The following is a 25319-nucleotide window of genomic DNA, read 5'->3' as shown; positions in this document are numbered from 1 at the left end:
AAAATCACCCCTGAGTTGCATTTCGTGTACTAAGCAAATCGTTAATCTGTCGGTTATATCCCGATTTCTAACGCAATTTCTGAAACTTAGCGCACAATCATGAAGATTATGCGACATTGCAAGTCACCTTCATCATTATCTAATCGCAGAGTTGATTCAATTTCATCTAGAAACACCTGAATTCAGGTAAGGATTCCTTACAAGCTTCAAGACAGCTTCCTCCCGCCTGCAACCAGGGAGAGAAGCTATGAACCTGTCGAAGAAAGCTTTCCGGGCCGCCGCAGCAAGCACGCTTGTGCTGGGGCTGGCCCTGCCCGCCTCCGCGCTGGAGATCGACCTCGGCGTAGCCAGTGTCGGCATTTCCGGCGACGACGGCGGCCTGAATGCCGATGTGAACGCTTCATTGGGCGGGAGCGACGGCGTCAATGTCAGCAGCAGCAATACGGTCGGCGGCGGCAGCCTCGTCGATTCCAACACCTCTGCCTCGATCGGCGGCAGCAGCGGCATCAATGCCAACAACAGCACAACGGTTGGCGGCGGCAGCCTTGCCTCCACGTCGACGGACGCTTCGATCGGCGGCAGCGGCGGGCTCAATGCCGGCGTGAGTGCCGATATCGGCGGAAGCGGCGGCCTTGGCGCCAGCCTCGGTCTCGGCCTAGGCGGCAGTTCCGGCGGCGGAGGCGGCGGCGGCAATGGCGGCGGCGGCAATGGCGGCGGCGGTAATGGCGGCGGCGGTAATGGCGGCGGCGGTAACGGCGGCGGCGGTAACGGCGGCGGCAATGGTGGCGGCGGTAACGGCGGCGGCAATGGTGGCGGAGGCGGCGGCATTGGCGGTGGCGGTGGAGGCGGCGGTGGAGGCGGCTTCTGGAGCAGCCGCGACCGTTACGACGACGCCGTCATGCGCATGTCGAACGCCGAGCTTCTCAAGAACAAGAAGCTCTGCGGCGCGATCCTTTTGGATCCCAACGCCTACGACTATGGCCTGGTGCGACTCTGCAAGGCGCTTTCCGCCGTCAACTGACGAGGCAGAAATGTCGGAGTACGGCCCGCTTTGCGCGGGCCGTACTCATTTCTGGCGAGAAAAGGGCTTGCCAGAGGCAGTCACCTCCGCCACAACCGCGCTGCCATGCTTGCCATCAACGATCTTTCGCTGCGCGTCGCCGGCCGGCTGCTCATCGAGCATGCCTCGGTCAGCCTGCCTGCCGGCGCCAAAGCCGGCCTTGTCGGCCGCAACGGCACCGGCAAGACCACGCTGTTTCGCGCCATCACGGGCGAGTTGTCGCCGGAGACGGGCAGCGTAAACCTGCCGAAAGCCACGCGCATCGGCCAGGTGGCACAGGAAGCGCCCGGCACAGAAGAGCCGCTGATCGACATCGTCCTGAAGGCGGATGCCGAGCGGGCGCGGCTGATGGCGGAGGCGGAGACGGCGGGCGATGCCCACCGCATCGCGGAGATCCAGACCCGGCTGGCCGATATCGAGGCCCATTCGGCCGAGGCGCGCGCCGCCTCGATTCTGGCCGGCCTGGGATTCGACGCCGAAGCCCAGAAACGCCCGGCCTCGTCCTTCTCCGGAGGCTGGCGCATGCGGGTGGCGCTGGCCGCGGTGCTGTTCGCCGAACCGGACCTTTTGTTGCTCGACGAGCCAACCAACTATCTCGACCTGGAAGGCACGATGTGGCTGGAGGGCTACCTCTCGCGCTATCCGCACACGGTCCTTCTCATCAGCCATGATCGGGACCTTCTCAACAAGGCGGTCAACTCGATCGTGCATCTGGAAAACCGCAAGCTGACCTTCTGGTCCGGCGGCTACGACCAGTTCGCCCGGCAATATGCGGAGAAGGCCGAACTGCAGGAAAAGATGCGGGTCAAGCAGGATGCCCAGCGCAAGCACATGCAGTCCTTCGTCGACCGCTTCCGTTACAAGGCGTCCAAGGCGCGCCAGGCGCAATCGCGGCTGAAAGCGCTGGAGAAGATGCAGGTCGTCGCGGCGACCGTGAACCAGAACGTCACGCCCTTCCGCTTTCCAAGCCCTGAAAAGGCCGTGGCCTCGCCCATCGTCGCCATCGAGAACGGCGCTGTGGGCTATCAGGACGGGAAGCCCATCCTCAAAAACCTGTCCCTGCGCATCGACAATGACGACCGCATCGCGCTGCTGGGCGCCAACGGCAACGGCAAGTCCACCTTCGCCAAGCTGATCGCCGGCAGGCTCGGTCTCCAGGCCGGCAAGCTGACGCTGGCGCCCGGCCTCAAGGTGTCGATTTTCGCGCAGCACCAGCTCGAGGATCTGCGCCCGGACGAAAACGCCCATCAGCATGTGCGCCGGCTGATGCCCGGTGCGCCGGAAGCAAGGGTGCGGGCGCGGGTGGCGCAGTTCGGGCTTTCCACCGAGAAGATGGAAACGCCGGCGCGCGACCTTTCGGGCGGCGAGAAGGCAAGGCTTCTCATGGGGCTCGCCTCGTTCGAGGCGCCGCATCTGTTCATCCTCGACGAGCCGACCAACCATTTGGACATCGACAGCCGCGAAGCGCTGGTCGAGGCGCTTAACGAATTCGACGGCGCGGTCATCCTCATCAGCCACGACCGGCACCTGATCGAGGCATGCGCCGACCGGCTGTGGCTGGTCGATCAGGGGACGGTGAAGCCCTATGACGGCGACATGGAGGACTACCGCGCGCTGACCACCGGGGGCGGCAGCCAGCGCCGGGAGCGCAAGGAAGCGGACAAGGCCTCGAAGGCCGACAAGCGGCGCGAGGCGGCAAAGCGGCGGGCGGCGCTGGAGCCGCTGGCCAAGGAGATCAAGACGACGGAAGGCCTGATCGAGCGTACCCGCAAGCGCATCGCCGCTGTGGAGGCAGAGATGGCCGATCCGGCGCTCTATGAGCGCGATCCGGCGAAGGCCACGCGACTGGCCAAGGAGCGGGCCGAGCTGGCCGCCACCGTCGCAAGGCACGAGGACAAGTGGCTGACGCTTTCCGCCGAATATGAGGAAGAAATGGCCGGATAGGGTGTCATGTCACCGCCGCCATTTTCAGTACGTCATCATATCTGAGGATGTTCGGTAACCCTTTTGGGGGCAAGGCTGCGTGACCGTCATCAACTCTGAAAATAGAGTTGATGACGGCCTATGCTGGTGTAGAGCCGCCCCCAACCTGCGGCGCGCCTCACGCCTTCTTCTGCCAGCGCCTGTCTGGGCCCTGCTGCCAATAGGTCACGGCGTGGCCGGCGGCTTTCATCGCCTTCCATTGGCCGCGCGCCGCCTCGAGCTGCATCGTGTCGTGGCCGTCGAACAGGAAGACGGCGCGTTCGTATCCCTCGAGCGCCCCGGGTTCAGCGCCCTCTACCAGAAAGCGGATCGAAGCCTCGTTGGGGTTGTCCGCCCTGGTGGTCAGCAAAATGGGCTGTGCCGCCGGTTCCGGCTCCAGATCTGTGCCATGGGCCAGGAAACTGTCGTCGCGGAAGGTCCACAGATGTGCATCGAGCGCATCGCGGCGCTCCGGGCTCGCCGTCTGCACCGCCACCTTCCACCCCCGCTCCAGGCTCTTTTCCAGGAGCGGAGGAAGCGCGTCTTCCAGCGTCGATTCGGTCAGGTGGTAAAAGAGAACGTCCACCTCACCCCTCGTAGTGGTCGGCCACCAGCCGATCGAGCAGGCGCACCCCATAGCCGGAAGCCCACCCCTGGCTGATCTCCGTCGCGGGCGAGGCCATCGCCGTGCCGGCGACATCCAGGTGCGCCCAGGGCGTATCCTTGACGAAGCGCTGCAGGAACTGCGCGGCGGTGATGGAGCCGGCGGTGCGTCCGCCGGTGTTCTTCATGTCGGCGTTCTTGGTGTCGATCAGCTTGTCGTATTCCTTGCCGAGCGGCAGGCGCCAGACCTTTTCGCCGGTTGCCTTGCCCGATGCCGACAGCCTTTCGGCCAGATCGTCATTGTTGGAAAACAGACCGGCGTGGTGATGGCCGAGCGCGATGATGACGGCGCCGGTGAGCGTGGCGAGATTGATCATGAACTGCGGCTTGTACTTGTCGTTGCAGTACCAGAGCAGATCGGCCAGCACGAGCCGGCCCTCGGCATCGGTGTTGATGACCTCGATGGTCTGTCCCGACATGGACGTGACGATATCGCCGGGACGCTGGGCGTTTCCGTCGGGCATGTTTTCGACCAGCCCGATGACGCCCAGCGCGTTCGTCTTGGCCTTGCGGGCAGCCAGTGCGTGCATGACGCCGACGACCGCTGCCGCGCCTCCCATGTCGCCCTTCATGTCCTCCATGCCGCCCGCCGGCTTGATGGAGATGCCGCCCGTATCGAAGACCACGCCCTTGCCGACAAAGGCGACGGGCCTGTCCTTGGACTTTCCGCCGCTCCACTGCATCACGGCGATGCGCGGCGGACGAACGGAACCCTGGGCCACGCCGAGAAGCGCGCCCATGCCGAGCTTCTTCATCTCCTTTTCGCCAAGGATCTCCACCTTCACGCCGAGTTTCTCCAATTCCTTGGCCTTCTCGGCGAACTCGATGGGCCCCAGAATATTGGCAGGTTCGTTGACCAGATCGCGGGCCGACAGCACGCCCTCGCCTATCGCCTCGGCCGACGCCCAGGCCTTGCGCGCGGCGGACACGTCGGCGCATTGGATGGTGAAGCTGGCGGGCTTGGCCGCCTTGCCGTTGTCCTCATCCTTGCGCGTCTTGTATTTGTCGAAGACGTAGGAGCGCAGCATCACGCCCAGGCCGATGGAGGCGGCCTCCTTCGGCGTGGCCTCATGGCCGGCGATGTCGACGATGATGGCGACGTCGGTCGCCTTCTTGGAGGCGGCGGCGGCCGCCCCGCCGATCTTCAGCCAGGCCTCCTCGTTCATATCCTCCAGCTTTCCGACGCCGACGGCCGTCAGCCGGTCATATTCGGTGCCATGCGGTGCAAGCACTTCAACCGTGGAGGCGAGCTTGCCGGTGAATTCGGCGGCCGAGAAAGCACGCGCGAGCACGCCCGCCGGATCGACCTCCGCCGCATGGGAGCCGAGCTTTGTGCCCTCGGGCACCAGCACGATCACGGTGCCTTTCTTGGGAGTGGAGAACTTCGCAAAGGCAACGGACGGTCTCTCGGTCATGGATTTTCCTGTAGGTTGAGGTAGCGAACTGGGGCGATCTTGGCGTTTTTCGGAAAATTGACAAGGGGTAGCCCGGCCAAATGCCTTCAAGCGCGGACGGCATCGATTCGTTAACCCTGTTCGTTTCCGCTTCATTAGCCCTCCCCGCGACAGACTGGCGCGGGGACATTGATGGAGACGCCTTCTAAGCCGGCAGACAGTGGTGTACCACGGTTCGTGCGAAGCGTTCGTTTCGCCGGCCTCGCCTTGCGCCTGCCATGAACAGCGGAATAGCTGCCGACGATGAAAGTTATCGAGCTCTATATATTGCGGCGCACCGTGGCGATCTTCGCCGCGGCGCTTGCGTGGGTGCTCGTCATCGTGTGGACGACGCAGGTGCTCAACAGGCTCGACCTGGTGACCAGCAGCGGCCAGGCGGCGTCCACCTTCTTCGCGGTAGCGGCCCTTGCCCTGCCAGCCGTCATACCGATCATCATGCCGTTCGCCATCGGCATCGCTGTTGCGCAGACACTGGCCACGATGAACGCGGATTCCGAACTCGTGGTGGTCAGCGCGGCCGGCAGCCCGCGCACCACCATCATCCGGCCGATCCTCATCGTCGCCGTCACCGCCAGCATTGCCGCCTTCGCCATCAACAATTCGCTCGAACCTTATGCCCGCCAGAAACTGCGGCAGCTTCTCGCCAACGCGAACGCGGACCTCATCACCACCTTTCTGCAGGAAGGGGCCTTCCGGAAGGTCGATGAGGGACTGTTCGTCCAGATTTCCGAACGCCTTCCCAATGGCGAGCTGAGCGGCATCTTCGTGGCCGATTCGCGAGATGAGGACATGAAGCTCGTCTATCACGCGCGGCGTGGTGCCGCGGTGGAACGAGAAGGCGGCAGCGTGCTCGTGATGCAGGACGGAGAGGTGCAGCGGCAGTCGAAAAACGGCGATGTTTCGATCATTCGCTTCGATTCCTATCCCTTCGACCTTTCCCAGTTCATGTCGGCCGGCGGCAAGCCGACGCTGTATCCCAAGGACCGGTACCTGACCTATCTGCTCAACCCCGATCCCGAGGACAAGTTCTACGCCAGCAATCCGCAGTCGTTCCGGGCAGAGCTGCACATGCGGCTTTCGGAGTGGCTTTATCCGATCGTCTTTGCCCTGATCGGCATCGCGGTGGCCGGCGATGCCCGCTCCTTCCGCGAGGCGCGGCTGCATCCGATGGTCACCACCATGGCCATCGGTCTGCTGGTGCGGTGGGGCGGCTTCTACGCCGGAAACGAGGCTGAGACGACACCCTTCTTCTCCTTCATGCTTTACGCCATTCCCATTGGGATGGGTCTGGTCGCCGCCGGCTTCATCGCCACGAACAGGGTGATGGAACTGCCGGCGAGCTGGACGGAGAAGTGGTTCGCCCGCATGAGGCGCGACCGCGAAGCAATGGCCCGGCTGGGGCTTCGCCTGCGGCGGATGGTGCGGCCGAAAGGGGGCCATGCATGATCGGGCCAACGCTTGGCGGCTACTTCTTCCGCCGGTATGCGGTGATTACGCTATGGAACTTCGTCGGCATCGCCGCGCTGGTTTTCATCGTCACATTCACCGAGATCTCCGGCCGGTCGAGCGGGCTTGCCGGCTATTCGGCAGGCTGGGCCCTGGGCTTGGCGGCGCTTCAGCTTCCCATGATCATGCAGCAGGCGGTCCCCTTTGTCGGCCTGATCTCGGCCATTGCGACGCTTATCAGCCTTAACCGCAAATACGAGCTGGTGGTCGCCCGGGCGGCCGGCATTTCGGCCTGGCAGTTCCTGACCCCGATCGCGGTGGGGGCTTTCGCCTTCGGGCTCGCATCCGTAACCATTCTCAATCCGATAGCGGCGGCGGGGTTTTCGACCGCGCAAGCGATGGAAGCGGAGGTGCGGGGCGCCAGTACCAGCGCCAATCCCGAAAGCGAGCGTTGGATCAAGCAGCGCACGGACGAAGGCGAGACGATCATCGGCGCGGATGCGGCGCTGGAGGGTGGAACGGTCCTGGTCCGCCCGGTATTCCTGCGTCTGAGCGAGGACGGCCGCATCGTCGAGCGGCTGGACGCTGCGCGGGCTGAGTTGCAGGAAGGGCGTTGGGTCCTTACGGAAGTGGTGCGGCGGCGGGGAACCAATGCGCCGGAGCGCTTGAATGCCGCCGACGTGCCCACCAACCTGCAGCCGGAGTTCGTCGGAGAGCAGCTCGCCCAACCCGAATCGGTCTCGATCTTCCGCTTGCCGGCAAAGATCGAGGCCGCACGCTCTTTCGGGCTGCAGGCCAATGCCTTCGCCATGCATTTCCATTCGCTCGTGACGCTGCCGCCATTGCTGGTTGCCATGACGCTGATTGCGGCAACGGTTTCAATGCGTTTTGCCCGAATGGGGCAGTCGGCCACGGTGATTCTGGGTGGCGTCCTCGCCGGCTTTCTGCTTTATGTCGTGTCGGTTTTGGTGAAGGCATTCGGCACCGCCGGATTCGTGCCGCCCGTTGTTGCGGCGTGGACACCGGTAATGGTCGCGATGTTTTTTGGCGTGACGTTTCTATTGTACAAGGAGGACGGGTAGTGGGGGTAGCGGTGAAGAGGGGCCGTGGAACCACCCGCTTGGCGCGTCGATTGCGCGCGAAAGCGGGGGTGGCCCTTATTGCCCTTGCCGCCTCCACCGGCATTCTCCTCGCGCAGGTCGCCGGCTTCGACAGAAGAGACCTGCCGCAGGGCGCGCAGATGCTTCTGACCGCCGATACGCTTGTCTACGACAATGACCGCAACACGATCAGCGCGGTCGGCGGCGTGCAGATCGAGTATGCCGGCAACCGCCTCGTCGCCCAGCGCGTCACCTATAACAGGCAAACGTCGCGCGTCGTCGCCAGCGGCAATGTCGAGATCGTCGAGGAAGACGGCAACAGGATCTACGCGCAGGAGATCGACGTCACCGACGATTTCAGCGAAGGCTTCGTCCAGGCGCTGCGTCTTGAAACGGTGGACAAGACCTATTTCGCCGCCGAGAGCGCGCAGCGCTCGGGCGGCAACCTGACCACCTTCAACAAGGGCGTCTACACGGCATGCGAGCCATGCGAGGAAAAACCGGACAAGCCGCCGATCTGGCAGATCAAGGCGCAAAAGATCATCTGGAACGGTGAAGCCAAAACGGTCCGCTTCGAGCGCGCGCGCTTCGAATTTTTCGGCATGCCGATCGCCTATCTGCCGTTCTTCGAGGTCGCCGATCCCACCGTCAAGCGCAAGTCCGGCTTCCTTATTCCCAGCATAAGGACCGGAAGCCAGCTCGGCTACGGACTCAAGGTTCCCTATTACTTCGCCCTGTCGCCCACCTATGACCTGACAGTGTCGGCAACGGGATACACGAAGCAGGGATTTCTCGGCGAGGCCGAGTGGCGGCAGCAGTTCAACAACGGCTTCTACAATCTCAAGATTGCCGGCATCCGCCAGAACAAGCCGGAAGCATGGGGTGCCGGCGAGGTCGATTCGACGGTCACCAACCGCGCAATGGTCGGCTCCAAGGGCGCCTTTAAGATCAATCCCCGCTGGAGCTTCGGCTGGGACATTCTCGCCCAGACCGACAAGAATTTTTCCCGCACCTATGGCATCGACGGCTTCAGCCAGTCCGTCCATCGCTCGGAGGTCTATCTGACCGGGCTCGACGGCCGCAATTATTTCGACCTGCGGGCAATGAAGTTCGAGGTGCAGGAAAGCGCATTGGACGGCAGCCCCAGCGCCCGCAACGACAAGCAGCCGTGGGTGCTGCCGAGCTTCGACTATTCCTATACACCCGACCAATCCATCGCGGGCGGCGAGCTCAACATCGACGTGAATGCCCAGGGGCTCATCCGTGAAGAGGCCATGGGCGATATCGGCTCGACCAAGCTGCAAGGGCTGGAGGGCGGTTCCGCGCGGCTTACGGCCGAAGCGGAGTGGAAACGCAGCTTCATCGCCCCGGGCGGCCTGATGCTGACGCCGATGCTGCACGGCCGCGCCGACGCGATCGGCACGGATTATGCGGCGAGCTCCATCGCTGCCGTCAACGTGTTCGGGCCGAGCGACGTGCGCTCCTCCTATTACCGCACGATGGCCACCGCCGGCCTCGAGGCGCGCTGGCCGATCCTGTTCGCCAGCGCCAGCTCGACCCATATCGTCGAGCCCATCGGCCAGATCTTCGTGCGGCCCGACGAGCCCTATCACGATCGGCTGGGCATCCCCAACGAGGACGCGCAGTCGCTGGTGTTCGACGCCAGCACCCTTTTCGAGCGCGACAAGTTCTCCGGCTACGACCGCATCGAGGGCGGCACCCGCGCCAATCTCGGCATCCGCTATTCGGGCACCTTCGTGAACGGTTGGACCACGCAGGGCCTGTTCGGCCAGTCCTATCACATTGCCGGCGTCAATTCCTACGCATCGCCCGACCTCGTCAATGTGGGGGCTGCCTCCGGCCTGGAGACAGATGTTTCCGATTTCGTGGGCATGGTCGGAGTTGCCGGGCCGAGCGGCATCGCCTTCTCGGCGGCCGGCCGTTTCGATGAAAAGACATTCGAAATGCGCCGCGCCGACCTCAAAGCCGGGGCGACCGCCGGCCCGATCACGGGGTCCGTCGAATATGCCTTCATAGACGCACAGCCGCTTTATGGCTTCGCAGACGACCGGAGAGAAGTCACCGGGCGCTCGCGCGTGCGCTTTGCGGAGAATTGGAGCGGGTTTGCTTCGGCAACCTACGATCTGGAGAGCAAGACGCTCGTCAAGAACTCCTTCGGCTTCGCCTATGACGACGAATGCTTTATCTACTCGATGACGTTCTCACAGACGCGCACGGCCGAGACGAACGAAACCAGCCAGACCTTCGGTTTCAACATATCGCTGCGCACACTCGGCGATTTCGGCTCCAGTTCGGGCGAGCTCGGCAGCGCATTCAGCGAATAGAAGGCTTGCTGCGTCACGGTTTTGCCCCATGATGCGTGCATGCCACGCTTAAACCGAGTAGTAATGGTCCCATGATGATGACGAAACTGACGAAAACCGGCCGCAAAGGCCGCTCGCGCATGATGGCCATCGCCATGGCGGCCGCCCTGCCCTTCATGGTGATGGCCCCGGTGCAGCAGGCCGCGGCGACTGAGATCCTGTACGTCGTGAACGATACGCCGGTGACCAGCTATGATGTCGCCCGGCGGGCAGCGCTCCTGAAGCTTATGCGCCGGAGCGGCAATCTGCAGGAGGTTGCGACGGAGGAAATGATCAACCAGGTCCTGCGCCAGCAGGAAATGGCCCGCAACAGGGTGACCATCACCAATGAGATGGTCAACGAATCCTATGCCAACTTCGCGTCGAGCAACAATATGAGCACCGCTCAGCTCGACCAGATTCTCGGCCAGTCCGGCGTCACAAAAGATCACTTCAAGGAGTTCATCCGCACCCAGATGGGTTGGGGACGGGTGCTGCAGGCCCGCGGCCGCTCGACGGTTCAGCTCAGCCAGCAGGACGTGGTGCAGAAAATGCTGGAGCAAGGCGGCCAGAAGCCGAGCGCGACGGAATACATGCTGCAGCAGGTCATCTTCGTCGTTCCGGCCAGCGAACGTTCGCAACTGCTTGGCAAGCGCAAGCGCGAGGCGCAGGCCATGCGGGACCGCTTCAATGGCTGTGAGAACACGGTCGAGTTCGCCAAGGGCCTGATCGACGTGACGGTGCGTGACCTTGGCCGCACGTTGGCGCCGGAGCTTCCGGCCGACTGGAAGGACCATGTCGTGAAGCTCCAGCCGGGCCAGGCAACCCCCGTGCGCGAGACGGATCGCGGCGTCGAGTTCATCGGCGTGTGCAGCGCGCGCGAGGTCTCCGACGATCACGTCGCCAAGCTGCTCTTCCAGAACGAGCAGGCGGAAGACAAGCCAATGGAGAAGATTTCCGAGGAACTGACGGCGGAGTTGCGCGAGAAAGCGCGCATCGTCAAGCGCTGAGCGCCGCAGCGTTGGCATCCGGCCGCCACACTGTTCCCCCGCTCGCCGTCAGCATTGGCGAGCCGGCCGGCATCGGCCCGGAAATTGTGATTGCCGCATGGCTGTCGCGCGCGCGCCTTTCGCTGCCGTCCCTCTATGTTCTCGGCGATCCGGCGCTGCTGTCGGCGCGGGCCGAAAGGCTGGGCCTCCGGTTACCGATCGCCGAGACCTCGCCAGATGACGCCACGCGGCATTTTCCCGATGCGCTGCCCGTCGTTCCGCTGGAAAACCGCCTCGAAGACACGCCTGGCCTGCCGTCAGCGGCCAATGCCGCCGGCACCATCGAGGCGATCCGGCGAGGCGCCGAGGACGCCATGGCCGGCCTTGCCGCCGCGCTGGTCACCTGCCCTATCGCCAAGAAACCGCTCTATGACGCCGGCTTCTCCTTCCCCGGTCATACGGAATATCTCGGCGCGCTGGCCGAAGAAGCGACGGGTGGTGACGCCTTTCCCGTGATGATGCTTGCCGGCCCGGACCTGCGAACGGTTCCGGTGACCGTGCACCAGGCGCTCGCCGGCGTACCGGCGGCGCTGGACAAAGAGCTGATCGTGAAGGTCGGCGCCATCCTTGCCCGCGATCTTGAAACCCGCTTCGGCATCGCCGCACCGCGCATCGCCGTTGCCGGCCTCAACCCGCATGCCGGCGAAGGCGGCGCGATGGGCCGCGAGGATATCGACGTCATCGCCCCGGCGATCGCCGCCCTGCGCGATCAGGGCATTGATGCCTTTGGCCCGCTGCCCGCCGACACGATGTTCCATACGGCCGCGCGGGGAAACTACGATGCGGCGCTGTGCATGTATCACGATCAGGCGCTGATCCCGGTAAAGACGCTCGCCTTCGACGATACGGTGAACGTCACGCTGGGCCTGCCCTTCATCCGGACATCCCCCGACCACGGCACGGCCTTCGACATCGCCGGAAAGGGCATCGCCCGTCCCGATAGCCTGATAGCGGCGATCAGGCTTGCCCATGCGCTGGCGCTGAGGGTCCGCTCGTCATGAGCCTCGACGGGCTGCCGCCCCTGCGCGACGTGATCCAGCGCCATGGGCTGTCGGCCCGCAAGTCGCTGGGGCAGAATTTCCTGCTCGACCTCAACCTCACCGGCAAGGTGGCGCGGGCGGCAGGCACGCTGGAGGGCGTTACGGTGATCGAGGTCGGGCCGGGGCCCGGCGGCCTGACACGGGCGCTTCTGGCCGAAGGTGCGGCAAAGGTCGTCGCCATAGAGCGGGACGAGCGCTGCCTGGCGGCAATGGCGGAGATCGCGGCCCATTATCCCGGACGGCTGGAGATCATCGCCGGCGACGCCATGAAAACCGATTTCGCCGAACTGGCGGGAGAGAACCCCGCCGTCAAGATCGTCGCCAACCTGCCGTACAATATCGGGACGGAACTGCTCGTCCGCTGGCTGACCGTGAAGGACTGGCCGCCCTACTACCGGTCGATGACGCTGATGTTCCAGCGCGAGGTGGCCGAAAGGATCGTGGCGCGGCCCGGCGACGGGCACTATGGCCGCCTCGGCGTGCTGGCCGGGTGGCGCACGGAAGCGCGAATCGCGTTCGACGTGCCGCCGCAGGCGTTCACGCCGCCGCCGAAGGTGGTCTCTTCGGTCGTCCACATCGAGCCCCGCCGGAAGCCGGTCGCGGTGGACGTGAAGAAGCTGGCGCAGGTCACCGAGGCGGCCTTCGGCCAGCGCCGCAAGATGCTGCGGCAGAGCCTCAAGAGCCTTGGCGGCGAAAGACTCTTGGAAGGCGTGGGCATCGACCCGACACGGCGGGCCGAAACGCTGTCCGTGGAAGAATTCGCCGCGCTGGCGAACGCAATCTGAGCCGGGCCGGTCCGTTCAGGCCGGCTTTTCTGCCAGAAGGTCGGCGACGAAGTCGAAAAGGCCGGGCCGGCGGTCACGGCGCAGGCGCTCGGCCTGGACGATGGCGCGCACCGATTCGAAGGCCCGGTCGAGATCCTCGTTGATCACGACATAGTCGTAGTCGCGCCATTTCTCGATCTCGAAGCGGGCGTTCTGCAGCCGGGTCTGGATGGTCTCCACCGTGTCCTCCGCCCGCCGGGTCAGCCGCGACAGCAGCTCCTTCATGCTGGGCGGCAGGATGAAGATGGAGACGATGTCGCCGCGCATCCTTTCGCGCAACTGCTCGGCGCCTTGCCAGTCGATGTCGAACAGCATGTCCCGCCCCTCGGCAATCGCTTCCTCGACCGGCCGGCGCGGCGTTCCATAGTAGTTGCCGTGGACCTCGGCCCATTCGAGGAGATCGTCGTTGTCGCGCAGCAGCTCGAATTCGCGCTGGGTCTTGAAATGGTAGTGCACGCCCTGGATTTCGCTCGCCCGGCGCGGACGCGTCGTGACGCTGACGGAGATCTCGAAACTGTGGTCGTTTTCCAGCAGGCTGCGGGCAATGGTGGACTTGCCGGCGCCGGAGGGCGACGACAATACCAGCATGACGCCCCGGCGGCGTATGTCGGCGGATGGGGCTTTCCCGTCCATGAGCTACTCCAGGTTCTGAACCTGCTCGCGGAACTGGTCCACGACGGCCTTGAGCTCCAGGCCGATCGCGGTGACCGTGGCGGCGTTGGACTTGGAGCATAACGTGTTCGATTCGCGATTGAACTCCTGCGCCAGGAAGTCGAGCTTGCGCCCGATAGGGCCGCCCTTTTCCATCAGCGTGCGGGCGGTGGCGACATGGGTCTTCAGCCGGTCGATCTCTTCGCGTATGTCGGCTTTGGTGGCCAGATAGGCGGCCTCCTGCAGCAGGCGGCCCTCGTCCAGCGACGGCGCTGCTTCGAGCAGAAGCCGAACCTGCTCCTCAAGGCGCGCGCGGATACTGGCCGGTTCCCGCGAAGCGTCGTTTTCGACGCGGTGTGTCAGCGTTTCGATGGTCATGATCTGGGCGGTCAGCAAAGCGGCCAGCGAGGCTCCCTCGTCTATCCGTGCCTGTTCCAGTTCGTCCAGCGCGCCGTCGAGCGCGGCCAGGGCAATCGCGTCAAGATGCTCCCGCACCTCCTCGTCCGCGCCCGTGTCCGGAATGTCCATCACGCCACGCAGGGCAAGCAGGCCGTCGGCGGTGGCCGGCGCGGCGCCGTATTGCTCCTCCAGACGCTTGGCGAGCTTGGTCAGCTCGATCAGGAACTCCTCGTCGATGACCGGGCGGCGGAGCATCGCGCCACGCGCAATCGTCAGGCTTGCTTGGATGTTGCCGCGCGTGAAGCGCTTCTGGATCAGGGCTTTCGCGGGCTGTTCAAGCCGCTCGAATCCCGGCGGAAGACGCAGGCGCGCCTCCAGCCCCCGGCCATTCACCGAGCGCAGTTCCCAGGACACGGAGGCCTGTTCATCCTCGCGCGCCGCACGGGCGAAGCCCGTCATGCTTTGCAGCGTCATCGTCTCCCCCGGCCCCTCTTTCAGATCATGCGGCGGTTCAGTCGCCGCCCGCCCCTTCGGTCGCGGCTGCGTCCTTTGCCGCCTCTTCCGCCTTGCTTTTCTGCTCGCGCTCTATCCTGCGCCAGCGCGCGACATTCTCATTGTGCTCGTTCAGCGTCGTGGCGAAGGCGTGCCCCCCGGTGCCGTCGGCGACGAAATAGAGATCGTCCGTACGCGACGGATTGGCGACCGCCTCTAGGGCGGCGCGCCCCGGATTGGCGATGGGCGTCGGCGGCAGGCCGTCGATCAGGTAGGTGTTGTAGGGCGTTTCCTTCTCGATGTCCGAGCGGTAGATCGGCCGGTCGGAAGGTTTGCCGGCGCCGCCGAAGAGCCCGTAGATGATGGTCGGGTCCGACTGCAGGCGCATGCCCCTTTCCAGCCGGTTCAGGAACACCGCGGCCACGCGCGAACGCTCGTCGGCGCGCCCCGTCTCCTTCTCCACTATCGAGGCCAGCGTGACGAACTCCTCCTTCGTCTTAATGGGCAGATCGTCGGCGCGGCGCTCCCAGATCGCATCCACCATCTCCTGCTGGTCGGCCATCAGCTTTTCCACGACCGCCTTCCGCTCAAGGCCGCGGGTGAAGCGCAAGGTGTCGGCGGCAAGGCTGCCTTCGGGCGGAAGCTCCTCGGGCAGTTCACCCGAAAGCTCCTCGGTCGCCGCAATGCGGTCGAAAACCTGCCTGACGGTCAGGCCTTCGGGAATGGTCAGCGAATAAAGAACCGATTTGCCGCTTTCCATAAGCTCCATGATTTCCTTCATGGAGGCACGCGCCTTGATCTCGTACTCGCCGGCTTTGAGCTTGCTGTCGGCGCCATGGGCGCGCAGGCCGAGCAGGAAGATGCGCTGGTCGCTGATCAGCCCTTCGCGCTCCAGCGCGTCGGCGATGTCGCGCACGCTCATATTGGGGCGGACCAGGATGGTCTCCGCCGCCTCGGACGGGCCCGGTCCTTCAAATTCGCGCTTGCCGAAGTAGAAGACGATGCCCGCCGCGATCACCAGGAACACGATCGAGGAAAGGACGAAATTCAGGAAAACCACGAACTGGTTGCGCGACTGGCGCGAACGCTTGGGCGGTGGGGTCCCGGCTTCGGGACGCAGTGCCTCGCGCGCGGATTTGGCCACCACAGCCCTGGGCGGCTTGTTCGGTTGCCGGCCGAAACCGCTGCCTTCTTGTGAATTACCCGTCATCGTGCTCTTGCTCGCTTGTTCCGATCTTCGCGCGGAATCACCCCTGGATGCAGCACAATAGCGTCAAATTTCCGGCGGCAAAGCCATCCGCGCGGCACTCTACAGGCCTTTGTCACCTGGATGAAAAGCGAAGCCGGCGGCTGCGGTTCAGGCGTCGTACCGGCGGAAGACCAGCGATGCGTTGGTGCCGCCGAAGCCAAAGGAATTGGACAGCGCAACATCGATCTGCCGTTTACGTGGCGCATTGGGCACGAGATCTATCGGCGTTTCAGCCTGCGGATTGTCGAGATTGATCGTCGGCGGCGCGGTATTGTCGCGAATGGCGAGGATCGAGAAGATCGCCTCGGCGGCGCCTGCGGCGCCAAGAAGATGGCCTATCGACGATTTGGTGGACGACATCGACACCTTGCTCGACGCATCGCCCATGAGCCGCTCGACGGCCTTCAACTCGATCGTATCGGCCATCGTGGAGGTGCCGTGGGCATTAATGTAGTCGACATCGGCAGGCTCCACGCCCGCACGTTTGATGGCCGCCTTCATGCAGCGATAGGCGCCGTCGCCGTCTTCGGCCGGCGCCGTGATGTGATAGGCATCGCCGGTCAGGCCGTAGCCGATGACCTCGGCATAGATCCTGGCACCCCGCGCCTTGGCGTGCTCAAGCTCCTCGAGGACGACGACGCCCGCTCCCTCGCCCATGACAAAGCCGTCGCGGTCGCGGTCATAGGGGCGCGAGGCCTTTTCCGGTGTGTCGTTGTAGCTGGTGGAGAGCGCCTTGCACGCCGAGAAGCCGGCCATGGAAAGACGCGTGACGGGCGATTCGGCGCCGCCTGCCAGCATCACATCGGCATCGGCTAGCATGATGAGGCGCGCGGCATCGCCGATGGCGTGCGCACCGGTCGAGCAGGCAGTGACCACCGCATGGTTCGGCCCCTTCAATCCATGGCGGATCGACACCTGGCCCGAAACCAGATTGATGATGTTGCCTGGAATGAAGAACGGGCTGATGCGGCGCGGGCCACGCTCATGAAGGATGAGCGCGTTCTCCGCGATACCCTCGATGCCGCCGATGCCCGAGCCGATCAAGACGCCGGTGGCGTATTTCTCGTCCTCGGTCTTCGGCTCCCAGCCCGAATCGGCCAGCGCCTGGTCCGCAGCGGCAATCCCGTAGGTGATGAAATCGCCGACCTTGCGCTGCTCGCGCGGCTCCAGAAAATCATCCGCGTTGAACGCGCCGTCGCCTTCGCGCGGGATGATGTTGGCGATCTTGCATGGCAGGTCATCGACCTCGAATTGGTCGATGCGCCTGGCCGCGCTGCGGCCGCTCAACAATTGCTGCCAGCCATGTTCGACCCCAAGGCCGAATGGCGAAAGCAATCCCATACCGGTGACGACGACACGTCTCATATCACGGATGATCTCGCCTGTGATTGGCCTTCAGCGGCCAAGCCCGTGTTCAGGCCGTGGCCTTGTCGATGTACTTGACGGCGTCGCCGACGGTAAGGATCGTCTCGGCCGCGTCGTCCGGAATTTCAACGCCAAACTCTTCCTCGAACGCCATTACCAGCTCGACGGTGTCGAGGCTGTCCGCGCCAAGATCGTCGATGAAGCTGGCACCCTCGGTGACCTTGTCGGCATCGACACCCAGGTGTTCGACCACGATTTTCTTGACGCGTTCTGCAGTATCGCTCATTTGAGAACCCTCGACTCTATGAATTTCCGGTCTTGGTTAGCGGCAGGCTTGCCGCTAATCAAGCTGAAAAGATCACCGTGTGAACGGCTTTCTTTCCGGCCGGTCGTTGAACTTTTTCCTGCGCAGTTGTTCCACCGGGTCCGAAAACGCCGAAACCGCTGCGGTTCGGGTGCGCGCATATCACGAAAGTCACGGCCTCGCCAAGCCGGCGCTCCACTCTTGCCTTTCCGCCTTCGTGCGAACGCCGGATCGTCCATCTGGCGGCAACGGGCTCTGCCGCACGGCGAGGCCTTCTAGATCATCGCCATGCCGCCGTTCACATGGATTGTCTGGCCGGTCACATAGGCGGCTTCGTTGGAAGCCAGATAGGCGACCGCCGAGGCGACCTCGTCGCCCGTCCCCATGCGCTTCATCGGAATGGCGCCCATGATGGCGTCGCGCTGCTTGTCGTTCAGCTTGCCGGTCATGGCCGATTCGATGAAGCCGGGGGCGACCGCGTTGACGGTTATGTTTCGGGTCGCGATCTCATGGGCGAGCGATTTGGAAAAGCCGATAAGGCCGGCCTTGGAGGCGCAATAATTGGCCTGCCCCGGATTTCCCGTGACGCCGACCACGGAGGAGATGTTGATGATGCGGCCGAAGCGGCGGCGCATCATCGGGTGCGTCAGTTCGCGCGTCAGGCGGAATACGGCTGTCAGGTTGACTTCGAGCACCGCATCCCAATCGTCGTCGCTCATGCGGACGAAAAGGCCGTCCCTGGTGATGCCTGCATTGTTTACCAGTATCTCGACCCCTTCGAGCTCTGATTCGGCTTTCGCCGCCAACTCCTTGACGTCGTTGCGGTCCGACAGGTTCGCCGGGAAGATTTTCACGCGGTCGCCGAGGTCGGCCGCCAGCGCCTCCAGCTTTTCCACACGCGTGCCGTGAAGGCCGACGGTGGCGCCCTGGGCATGGAGCGTGCGGGCGACCGCTTCTCCGATACCGCCCGATGCGCCGGTGACGAGCGCCTTGCGTCCGGTAAGATCAAACATCGCTGGATTCCTTATGCGTCTTTGAAGAAACTCCGCTCACCCGAGCGCCTTCATCACGGTCTCGATGTCGGCCGGCGTGTTGACGGCCACGGCATTCAGGTTGCGGTCGATGCGCCGCGCCAGACCCGACAACACCTTGCCCGCGCCGATCTCGTAGAGCGTCTCGACGCCGTTACCGCTAAACCATTCGACCGTTTCGCGCCAGCGTACGCGGCCGGTGACCTGTTCCACCAGGCGTTGGGCGATCTCCTCCGGGTCGGTCAGCGGCGTCACGGTGACATTGGCCACGACGGGGACGGACGCGGGTCGCATGGCGACCTCGGCCAGCGCCTCGCGCATGGCGTCGGCCGCCGGCTGCATGAGCGCGGAATGGAAGGGCGCTGAAACCGGCAGCATGATCGCCCGCTTGGCGCCCTTGTCGGTGGCGAGCCCGGCAGCCTTCTCGACGGCGGGCTTGGCGCCGGAAATGACGATCTGGCCGCCGCCATTGTCATTGGCCACCTGGCATATGGTGCCACGGCTGACGGCCTCGCAGATTTCCTCCACATCACCGGCTTCCAGGCCGATAATCGCCGCCATCGCGCCTTCGCCGACGGGAACCGCCGCCTGCATGGCGTTGCCGCGGATACGCAGCAGGCGGGCGGTGTCGGCGAGCGTGAAGGTGCCGGCCGCGCACAGAGCGGAATATTCGCCCAGCGAATGGCCGGCAAGATAGGCGACCTTGTCCTTCAGCGAGAGCCCGGCCATGGCGCGCATGGCCGCCATCGACACGGCCATAAGGGCCGGCTGGGCGTTGGCTGTCAGGGTCAGCTCTTCCTCCGGCCCTTCCCACATGATCTTCGACAATCTCTGCCCGAGCGCGTCGTCGACTTCGGCGAAAACGTCGCGCGCTTCGGAAAAGGCTTCGGCAAGGTCACGGCCCATGCCGACGGACTGGCTGCCCTGGCCGGGAAAGGTGAATGCGATGGTCATCGCGGCGGTTACTCCCCCAATGTGTCTCTCGCGGCCACTCCGTGGCGCAACTGGCTATGGCCGTCAAGCCTTTTGGCGCCCCCTGCGCCCGGCTCGGCCGGAAGAAAGCCGCCTTGAATTTTCCACAATTGGGGCGTGATGCTTTTGCGCTCCGCCCCGGCTATGGTGGCGTTTGTGGACAGCATCCATGACTGAGAATACGGTTTTACCGCCCGGTGTGCCGGCCCTGCCCGGCCGCCCCGCCTTTACCCTCATGCGCATCGTCGGCGTGGTATCGGTCACCCTTTTCGTCGCCACCGAAATCATCGCCGCCGCGGGCGCGGGCATCTGGGCGCTTACCGGGCTTCTCGGCCTCGGCGATCTGGGTGCCCTGGTAGTCGGCGCCATTCTGGGGCTGCCCGCCCTCTACGCCATCTGGCTTTGCGCCTGCCTGGCGTTCAAGGCGGAGATGGATCCGGCCAACGACTGATCTCCGGCACGGATGTGTCAGGAGATGTCAGCCGCGCCGCGCGCCGCTATGGCACGGTGCGGCCGTTTGACCTATATGAGGCCGGCTTTGTCTTCCGGCCTCGCGGTCATTGCTTTTCTTCCGCGTGCGCCCAACCGTTCCTCACATTCGCACGGGCTCCATGCAGAACGCGATTTCCATTTCCCGGCTTTCCAAGGAATATGACACGGGCTTCAAGGCCCTCAAAGAGATCGACCTCGACATCCGACGCGGCGAGATTCTGGCGCTGCTCGGCCCCAATGGTGCCGGCAAGACCACGCTCATCTCGGTCATATGCGGCATCGTCAATCCGACATCGGGCACGGTCACCGTCGAAGGCCACGACATCATCAAGGACTTTCGCGCGGCGCGCGAACTGATCGGCCTCGTGCCGCAGGAACTGCACACCGATGCGTTCGAATCGGTGTGGGCGACGGTCAGCTACAGCCGTGGCCTGTTCGGCAAGAAGTCCGACCCGGCGCTGGTCGAGAAGGTGCTGAAGGACCTTTCGCTGTACGACAAGAAGGACAGCCAGATCCTCTCCCTGTCGGGCGGGATGAAACGGCGCGTCATGATCGCCAAGGCGCTGGCCCACGAACCCAAGATCCTGTTCCTCGACGAGCCGACCGCCGGCGTCGACGTCGAGTTGCGCAAGGACATGTGGCAGTTGGTCCGCGGGCTGCGCGAAAACGGCGTCACGATCATCCTGACCACCCACTATATCGAGGAGGCCGAGGAGATCGCCGACCGCGTCGGCGTCATCAACAAGGGCGAGCTCCTCCTGATCGACGACAAGAACGAGCTCATGCGCAAGCTCGGCAAGAAGGAGCTGACGCTCGATCTCAACGAGGCGCTCGACGGGCTGCCGGACGCGCTGGCCCGCTACGAGCTCGACCTCGAGGACGGCGGCCGGCGGCTCGTCTACCGTTACGACACGCAAGCCGAGCGTACCGGCATCGCCTCTCTGCTGGCCGATCTCAACCGCGCCGGCGTGACGGTCAAGGATCTCAATACGGAGCAAAGCTCGCTCGAGGAAATTTTCGTGCGGCTGGTGGAGGAATCCCGGTGAATTTCGAAGCTGTCAAAGCCATCTATTTCTTCGAGATGGCGCGCATGAAGCGCACGATCCTGCAAAGCGTCGTCTCGCCGGTGCTTTCCACCTCACTCTATTTCATCGTGTTCGGGGCGGCCATCGGCTCGCGCATCGAGGAGATCGACGGCATCCAGTATGGCGCTTTCATCGTTCCGGGCCTGATGATGCTGACGCTGCTGCAGAACTCCATCTCCAACGCCTCCTTCGGCATTTACTTCCCGAAGTTCACGGGAACGATCTACGAGGTCCTGTCGGCGCCGCTGTCGTTTCTCGAGATCGTTTTGGGCTATGTGGGGGCCGCGGCGACCAAGTCGCTCATTCTCGGGCTCATCATCCTGGCCACCGCGCATCTGTTCGTCCCTATAGAGATCAAGCATCCCTTCTGGATGATCTTCTTCCTCGTTCTGACCGCCGTGACCTTCAGCCTGTTCGGCTTCATCATCGGCATATGGGCCGACAATTTCGAAAAGCTGCAGCTCATTCCCCTGCTGGTGGTCACGCCGCTGGTCTTCCTCGGCGGCTCCTTCTACTCGATCGACATGCTGCCGGAGTTCTGGCAGAAGGTGACGCTGGCCAACCCGGTGCTCTATCTCATCAGCGGGTTCCGCTGGAGCTTCTACGAGACGGCGGATGTGAGCGTGAGCGTCAGCATCGCCATGATCGCCTTCTTCCTGGCGCTGTGCCTCGTTCTCGTGTGGTGGATATTCAAGACGGGATATCGGTTGAAGGCTTGATCGCGGCCGCCCGCCCAGGACGAACTTGGTCGGCGTGCTTTCATTCCGTTTCCGGCGCCCCACATGCTTGCATCCGCGCCAAAACGCTGTATAAGCCGCACGTCTGCCGGTCTTGGCTGGGGGCTGAACGGAGGGCCGTGCGCGAAAGCGCGCGTTGTGAAGACCAAGTTCTTCCGCCTCCCGTGTCTCCGCTCTCGACCGTCTATGCGCCTTTCTTCGCCCGTCACGGGAAAGATTGGTCGCTGAGGCTTTTGCCGCCGGGACCCGGACAGACGGAAACTGAAGAAAGGCAAGACAATGGCTCTTTACGAACATGTGTTCCTTGCCCGGCAGGACCTCTCGCAGCAGCAGGTCGAAGCGCTCGTTGATCAGTACAAGGGCGTTATCGAAGGTGCGGGCGGCAGCGTGGGCCGGGTGGAAAACTGGGGTGTGAAATCCCTCGCCTACCGGATCAACAAGAACCGCAAGGCTTATTTCACGCTGATGGACATCGACGCGCCGGCGGACGCCGTCAAGGAGATGGAACGTCAGATGGGCATTTCCGAAGACGTGCTGCGCTTCATGACGGTGCGCGTGGAAGCCCACGAGGAAGGCCCGTCGGCGATGATGCAGCGCCGCGACGACCGCGGCCCGCGCCGTGACGACCGCGGCGGCCCGCGTGACGATCGTGGACCGCGCGGCGATCGCGATGATCGCGGCCCGCGCCGTGATCGTGACGACCGTGGTCCGCGCCGTGACCGCGACAGCAATGAGGGAGCAGCCCAGTAATGGTCGACATCAATCAAATCCCGACGCGGCGTCCCTTCCACCGCCGCCGCAAGACCTGCCCGTTCTCCGGCGCCAACGCGCCGAAGATCGACTACAAGGACGTGAAGCTGCTTCAGCGCTACATCTCCGAACGCGGCAAGATCGTGCCCTCGCGCATCACCGCCGTCAGCCAAAAGAAGCAGCGCGAGCTCGCCAAGGCGATCAAGCGCGCGCGTTTCCTCGGCCTTCTGCCCTACGTGGTGAAGTAGAAACAAGACCGGGCGCGCCCATGCGGCGCGCCCGGCTCCTTTCCGCGGCGGGCGTGGAAAGGAAGAACAAAAGCCCGAGTTGGGACGCGGCGCCCCGCCCTTCCCTAACTGCCAACCGGCAGGACAGCGAACCCGAGCCAGCGAAACCGCGCGGCTTTCCGTTTCCTGACCCTGCCAGAGCATTTTGCAGTCAAGTGGAACGCTTGACGTCCGCATGAATGCGAAAACAAGAAGATGGACCGCGGCAACCGCCGCGCAAAAGGACGGAAACGATGCAGATCATTCTCCTGGAACGTGTTGCACGGCTTGGCCAGATGGGCGATGTCGTGAATGTGAAGGACGGCTTCGCGCGCAACTTCCTGCTGCCGCAGGGCAAGGCGCTGCGTGCCAACGAGGCCAACCGCAAGAAGTTCGAGACCCAGCGCACCGATCTGGAGGCGCGCAATCTCGAGCGCAAGAAGGAAGCCGAGGCCGTCGCCGAGAAGCTGGACGGCAAGATCTTCACGGTCATCCGCTCGGCCGCCGAAACCGGCCAGCTCTACGGTTCGGTCTCCACCCGCGACATCGTCGAGGCGCTGGACGCGGACGGCTTCAAGATCGGCCGCAACCAGGTCGAGCTCAATCAGCCGATCAAGACCATCGGCCTGACCAATGTGGCGATTGCGCTGCATCCGGAAGTCGAGGTCACGGTGACGATGAACGTCGCCCGCTCCTCCGACGAGGCCGAGCGCCAGCTTCGCGGCGAGACGCTGGATTCGGCCGAGGCGATCTATGGCGAGGACATCAACGAGAGCTCCCGCCCGGACGCCTTCTTCGATCCGGAAGCCGAGTTCGAGGAGGCCGAGGGCGAGCAGGCCGGCGAAGCGGCCGAAGGCGGCGAGGACGAAGACAAGTCCTGATCGGATATGCCGGCGGCGGCCAACGCTGCCGTCACCCTCAGAATATCGTTCAGAACGTGACAGGCCGGGCCAAGCGCCCGGCCTTTTCGTTTGCTCCACCGCGCGCAGGAGCGCGGCTCAACAATTGTTGCCCGATGTTCAGCCGAATTGATTTCGAGCAGGCGCAACTTGGAATGCGGGAGAATCCGGCGACTTCTTGGCACCAATGTGTCAGGATCCGCATCGTGCCTGCCGGCAAGTTCGCGGCCAAGCCTTTTCAACTGCCTTTGATTTGCTACATATTGAGCCACCCATGGTCACGGGGGCTAATGATGAACCGATTGCTTGCGAATTTTGCCGGGCGTCTCATCAAAACCGGATCGATGAAGATCACGGATGCCGATGGGGCGGTGCACGAATATGGCGACGGGACGGGAGCGCCGGTGCACCTCGTCATCCATTCAAGGCGCAGCGAACGGGCGATTGCGCTCGATCCCATGCTGGCTGTTCCGGAATGCTATATGGAGGGCGAACTGGACATCGTCGAAGGCGATGTGCTGGGACTGCTCCAGATCGCCTATCAGAACATGGACCGCGAAGGCACCGAGGCGATGATGATGCGGCTGGGCCAGGCCGCGCGGTTTCTTCTGCGCAGGTTTCACCAGTTCAATCCGGCCAGCCGCTCCAAGCGCAACGTCCAGCGCCACTACGATCTGTCGGGCGAGCTCTACCGGCTCTTTCTCGATCAGGACATGCAGTATTCCTGCGCCTATTTCGCAGACCCCGACATGAGCCTGGAAGAAGCGCAACTGGCCAAGAAGCGCCACATTGCCGCCAAGCTCGCGCTGGAGCCCGGCCAGAAGGTGCTGGACATCGGCTCGGGCTGGGGCGGCCTGGGTCTCTACGTGGCCGAAACGTTCGACGCCGAGGTGCTGGGCGTCACGCTGTCGGAAGAACAGCACTCGGTCGCAAACGAGCGCGCCAGGGTGGCCCGGCTCTCCGGCAAGGCACGATTCGAGATCGCCGACTACCGGTCGCTGACGGGCCCGTTCGACCGCATCGTCTCGGTCGGCATGTTCGAGCATGTGGGCATCAACCACTACCGGACGTTCTTCGACAAGTGCGCCAGGCTGTTGCGCGACGACGGCGTGATGCTGCTGCACACGATCGGCCGCACCTCCGGCCCGTCGATCACGAACCCCTTCATCCGCAAGCATATCTTTCCCGGCGGCTATATCCCCTCGCTCTCGGAGGTCACGCCGGCAATCGAGAAATCGGGACTCATCGTCACCGATGTCGAAATCCTGCGGCTGCATTACGCCGAGACGCTGCGTCACTGGCGCGAGCGCTTCATGGCCAATCGCGAAAAGGCCGTCGAAATATATGACGAGCGCTTCGCCCGCATGTGGGAGTTCTACCTGGCCGGCTCCGAAGCCTCCTTCCGCTGGCAGGATATGGTCGTGTTCCAGATACAGCTCGCCAAGAAGCGGGAAACGCTGCCGCTCACGCGCGATTATATCGGCGAGACGGAGAAGCGGCTGGCGGGGGCGTATAAGGGCAAGCACTACAAACACGCGGCCGAATAGGAATATAATCTGAAAAGCGGATTGATTCGCTGTCAAGCGAAAGCGGTGACGGAACGGCTTTGTGCGTGCGCGCTCGATAACCGGTGTGGATATCGGTGATTGTTCGTCTTTTGCACGAC

The 25319-nt window shown here is 63.8% G+C and carries 24 protein-coding genes; 15 read left to right on the top strand and 9 right to left on the bottom strand.

All coding sequences use genetic code 11. The features are described 5' to 3' along the window. Window positions 1-247: 247 nt before the first annotated feature. Complete coding sequence (locus tag NTH_RS17590) at window positions 248-1021, top strand: hypothetical protein (RefSeq protein WP_338531240.1); 774 nt, start codon at window positions 248-250, stop codon at window positions 1019-1021. A 105-nt stretch (window positions 1022-1126) separates the two neighbouring features. Beyond that, window positions 1127-3004 (top strand): ABC-F family ATP-binding cassette domain-containing protein, encoded by a 1878-nt coding sequence (locus tag NTH_RS17585; protein ID WP_338531239.1) that lies wholly within the window; start codon window positions 1127-1129, stop codon window positions 3002-3004. A 157-nt stretch (window positions 3005-3161) separates the two neighbouring features. Here NTH_RS17585 and NTH_RS17580 read toward each other — a convergent pair whose 3' ends face one another. Both NTH_RS17580 and NTH_RS17575 read right to left on the bottom strand, forming a co-directional pair. After that, complete coding sequence (locus NTH_RS17580) at window positions 3162-3659, bottom strand: DNA polymerase III subunit chi (RefSeq protein ID WP_338531238.1); 498 nt, start codon at window positions 3657-3659, stop codon at window positions 3162-3164. Continuing rightward, window positions 3610-5100, bottom strand: coding sequence for a leucyl aminopeptidase (locus NTH_RS17575; protein ID WP_338531237.1), 1491 nt, complete (start codon window positions 5098-5100; stop codon window positions 3610-3612). The genes NTH_RS17580 and NTH_RS17575 overlap by 50 nt, the downstream gene beginning before the upstream one ends. A gap of 282 nt (window positions 5101-5382) precedes the next feature. On the opposite strand from NTH_RS17575, the gene lptF reads away from it, so the two are divergent. The 6 genes from lptF to rsmA all read left to right on the top strand — a co-directional run bounded on the left by lptF (window position 5383) and on the right by rsmA (window position 12922). Continuing rightward, window positions 5383-6585, top strand: coding sequence for an LPS export ABC transporter permease LptF (gene lptF, locus NTH_RS17570; RefSeq protein WP_338531236.1), 1203 nt, complete (start codon window positions 5383-5385; stop codon window positions 6583-6585). Continuing rightward, entirely contained in the window at window positions 6582-7667 is a 1086-nt protein-coding gene (lptG, locus tag NTH_RS17565; protein WP_338531235.1) for an LPS export ABC transporter permease LptG, read from the top strand. The genes lptF and lptG overlap by 4 nt, the downstream gene beginning before the upstream one ends. After that, window positions 7667-10030, top strand: a complete 2364-nt coding sequence (locus NTH_RS17560) for an LPS-assembly protein LptD (protein ID WP_422392411.1) — start codon at window positions 7667-7669, stop codon at window positions 10028-10030. Before lptG ends, NTH_RS17560 begins: the two co-directional genes overlap by 1 nt. A 77-nt stretch (window positions 10031-10107) precedes the next feature. Next, window positions 10108-11058, top strand: a complete 951-nt coding sequence (locus NTH_RS17555) for a peptidylprolyl isomerase (RefSeq protein WP_422392447.1) — start codon at window positions 10108-10110, stop codon at window positions 11056-11058. A gap of 11 nt (window positions 11059-11069) precedes the next feature. Continuing rightward, window positions 11070-12098 carry a 4-hydroxythreonine-4-phosphate dehydrogenase PdxA gene (gene pdxA, locus NTH_RS17550; protein ID WP_338531233.1) on the top strand — a complete coding sequence of 343 codons (1029 nt, stop codon included), beginning with the start codon at window positions 11070-11072 and terminating at the stop codon, window positions 12096-12098. After that, window positions 12095-12922 carry a 16S rRNA (adenine(1518)-N(6)/adenine(1519)-N(6))-dimethyltransferase RsmA gene (gene rsmA, locus NTH_RS17545; protein ID WP_338531232.1) on the top strand — a complete coding sequence of 276 codons (828 nt, stop codon included), beginning with the start codon at window positions 12095-12097 and terminating at the stop codon, window positions 12920-12922. Before pdxA ends, rsmA begins: the two co-directional genes overlap by 4 nt. Window positions 12923-12937: 15 nt before the next feature. On the opposite strand, the gene gmk is transcribed toward rsmA, so the two are convergent. From gmk to fabD, 7 genes are all read right to left on the bottom strand, one after another. Then, the gene (gmk, locus tag NTH_RS17540) at window positions 12938-13594 is read right to left on the bottom strand and encodes a guanylate kinase (protein WP_338531231.1); all 657 of its coding nucleotides are present in this window, start codon (window positions 13592-13594) and stop codon (window positions 12938-12940) included. A gap of 3 nt (window positions 13595-13597) precedes the next feature. Then, a complete protein-coding gene (locus tag NTH_RS17535; protein ID WP_338531230.1) occupies window positions 13598-14485 on the bottom strand; it encodes a YicC/YloC family endoribonuclease in 888 nt (295 codons plus the stop codon). Between the two features lie 37 nt (window positions 14486-14522). Continuing rightward, on the bottom strand, window positions 14523-15713 hold the full coding sequence (mltG, locus tag NTH_RS17530; protein WP_338531229.1) for an endolytic transglycosylase MltG: 1191 nt from the start codon (window positions 15711-15713) through the stop codon (window positions 14523-14525). 147 nt (window positions 15714-15860) lie between these two features. Next, window positions 15861-17117, bottom strand: a complete 1257-nt coding sequence (fabF, locus tag NTH_RS17525) for a beta-ketoacyl-ACP synthase II (protein WP_338531228.1) — start codon at window positions 17115-17117, stop codon at window positions 15861-15863. A 49-nt stretch (window positions 17118-17166) separates the two neighbouring features. Continuing rightward, complete coding sequence (locus NTH_RS17520; protein ID WP_338531227.1) at window positions 17167-17403, bottom strand: acyl carrier protein; 237 nt, start codon at window positions 17401-17403, stop codon at window positions 17167-17169. Window positions 17404-17696: 293 nt separating this feature from the next. Beyond that, on the bottom strand, window positions 17697-18434 hold the full coding sequence (gene fabG, locus NTH_RS17515; RefSeq protein WP_338531226.1) for a 3-oxoacyl-[acyl-carrier-protein] reductase: 738 nt from the start codon (window positions 18432-18434) through the stop codon (window positions 17697-17699). A gap of 36 nt (window positions 18435-18470) precedes the next feature. Next, window positions 18471-19406: an ACP S-malonyltransferase gene (gene fabD, locus NTH_RS17510; RefSeq protein ID WP_338531225.1), complete on the bottom strand. Its 936-nt coding sequence runs from the start codon at window positions 19404-19406 to the stop codon at window positions 18471-18473. Window positions 19407-19593: 187 nt separating this feature from the next. Between fabD and NTH_RS17505 the strand changes: the two genes are divergently transcribed. From NTH_RS17505 to NTH_RS17475, 7 genes are all read left to right on the top strand, one after another. After that, window positions 19594-19875: a hypothetical protein gene (locus NTH_RS17505; protein WP_338531224.1), complete on the top strand. Its 282-nt coding sequence runs from the start codon at window positions 19594-19596 to the stop codon at window positions 19873-19875. 160 nt (window positions 19876-20035) lie between these two features. Next, window positions 20036-20962 carry an ABC transporter ATP-binding protein gene (locus tag NTH_RS17500; RefSeq protein ID WP_338531223.1) on the top strand — a complete coding sequence of 309 codons (927 nt, stop codon included), beginning with the start codon at window positions 20036-20038 and terminating at the stop codon, window positions 20960-20962. Further along, complete coding sequence (locus NTH_RS17495; RefSeq protein WP_338531222.1) at window positions 20959-21720, top strand: ABC transporter permease; 762 nt, start codon at window positions 20959-20961, stop codon at window positions 21718-21720. The genes NTH_RS17500 and NTH_RS17495 overlap by 4 nt, the downstream gene beginning before the upstream one ends. Before the next feature lie 297 nt (window positions 21721-22017). After that, window positions 22018-22488 carry a 30S ribosomal protein S6 gene (rpsF, locus tag NTH_RS17490; protein WP_338531221.1) on the top strand — a complete coding sequence of 157 codons (471 nt, stop codon included), beginning with the start codon at window positions 22018-22020 and terminating at the stop codon, window positions 22486-22488. Continuing rightward, on the top strand, window positions 22488-22736 hold the full coding sequence (gene rpsR, locus NTH_RS17485; protein ID WP_002963610.1) for a 30S ribosomal protein S18: 249 nt from the start codon (window positions 22488-22490) through the stop codon (window positions 22734-22736). Before rpsF ends, rpsR begins: the two co-directional genes overlap by 1 nt. A gap of 272 nt (window positions 22737-23008) precedes the next feature. After that, the gene (gene rplI / locus NTH_RS17480) at window positions 23009-23635 is read left to right on the top strand and encodes a 50S ribosomal protein L9 (RefSeq protein ID WP_338531220.1); all 627 of its coding nucleotides are present in this window, start codon (window positions 23009-23011) and stop codon (window positions 23633-23635) included. A 311-nt stretch (window positions 23636-23946) separates the two neighbouring features. Next, entirely contained in the window at window positions 23947-25200 is a 1254-nt protein-coding gene (locus NTH_RS17475) for an SAM-dependent methyltransferase (protein ID WP_338531219.1), read from the top strand. Window positions 25201-25319: the final 119 nt, after the last annotated feature.

Origin of the sequence: Nitratireductor thuwali, assembly GCF_036621415.1 — a bacterium.
GTDB classification, from domain to species: Bacteria; Pseudomonadota; Alphaproteobacteria; order Rhizobiales; family Rhizobiaceae; genus Chelativorans; species Chelativorans thuwali.
The sequence above is the reverse complement of the archived record's forward strand: the minus strand, read 5'-3'. Positions and strand labels throughout refer to the sequence as shown.